General features: G+C 26.9%; 2 protein-coding genes. Both read right to left on the minus strand.

The genetic code is table 11. The annotated features are described in order from the left end of the window. Window positions 1–335: 335 nt before the first annotated feature. Window positions 336–911: a hypothetical protein gene (locus CVD18_RS22215; protein WP_103867629.1), complete on the minus strand. Its 576-nt coding sequence runs from the start codon at window positions 909–911 to the stop codon at window positions 336–338. Next, window positions 908–1,369, minus strand: a 462-nt coding sequence (locus CVD18_RS22930; protein WP_158250548.1) for a hypothetical protein, incomplete at its 5' end; no start/stop codon positions are given. The genes CVD18_RS22930 and CVD18_RS22215, both read right to left, overlap by 4 nt.

Genomic DNA, 1,369 nt, shown 5'->3' on the forward strand with positions numbered 1-1,369 from the left:
CTTAAAAAGACCCCCTACCGTCTTTATACCCCAAAGAGATACCAGACTATTACGATAATATGGTCAGTACTCGATATTATTAGTATATAAGTGTATTGCTACTTCATATACATACATATCTTCTTTTTACTTCATAGGCATTTGGTTTTTTTTGGTTATTACTTAGATATCTATTTTGGTATGATTGGTTATTTACCTGAAGATCAAATTTTTATGTGAATTTATGTAGTTTGGCTTAGGCACATAGATTCTATTACACTTGTTTTTGAACAGTGTTAATTAATTATAAAATTGATCTTTTGTTTATTAGACTAGGCTTTAGGAAATGTATTTTATTAGTTTGAAAGCCCTATAGATTTATAAAAATCAGTGTTAACGTTATAAAAATTAAAATATAGATTATATTTTTCTAGGTCTATAGAATTATTTTTTAAAATAATATTAGTGTAGTCATTTTTATCAAGATTGAATATTACAGATTTATTTAGAATTTGAGAAGGAGATGAGTTAGTCAGTTTTTTGTTAACAGAACTATGAAATTGATTTAATTTAACTCCACAGTAAATGTCTAAAGATAATTCCTGTTTAGATTTTATTAATATCTCTTTTTTAAAAAGTGATATTTTATCATTGATTAATAAATACCTTTTGAAATCTCTTAAATTTATACCCTTTGGACTATTTCCGCCTATATAAAAGTTTGATAATTTGTAATCCTTACTAGAACTATTTTTTATTATTACATTTAGTGGATACAAAACATAAATAAAAGCATTATCATAGTTTTTTGAGGAATATAAAATCTTTATTGGCTCTTTTAAATCCTTTTTTTCTATAGAAACAAAAGCTATTTGGGAATTACAATTAGTAAATAAAAAGCTTACTAATATTATAATAAGTATTTTTTTCATTCTCTTAAAAATATTGAATCGATTAAGTATTTCTTTTGTGCATTTTCTTTATTCGTATAGAAAAAATAAGTATAATAATTTGAGCCCTGAGAATCTTCTTCTGGTTGATAGTTTAACAAATCTAAATAACTAATTATATTACCTTTTAAAAAATCTTCATGAGCCTCTTGGCTTACAAATTCTATCATATTTAGTTCTAACATCTTTGCTCCTTGACTATTCTGTACAAAAATCAAAGCTTGGTTTAGTCCTCCTTGTTTTGCTCGTTCCCATGCCAGTAGCGAATCTTCTGTAAACTCATTTATGATCTCATGTGCAACTTTGGTACTCATTACATCTGCTGCCACAAATAAAGGTACTAATTCGCCAAAACCAGGTATCCTGGCAATGGCAGGAATCAAACCCATACCTGTTATGATAGAAGATGGATTGGGAATTTGCAATCCTTCTTCTGGTTT

The sequence above is a fragment of the Aquimarina sp. I32.4 genome (genome assembly GCF_002924285.1).
In the GTDB taxonomy this organism is placed as follows: Bacteria; Bacteroidota; Bacteroidia; order Flavobacteriales; family Flavobacteriaceae; genus Aquimarina.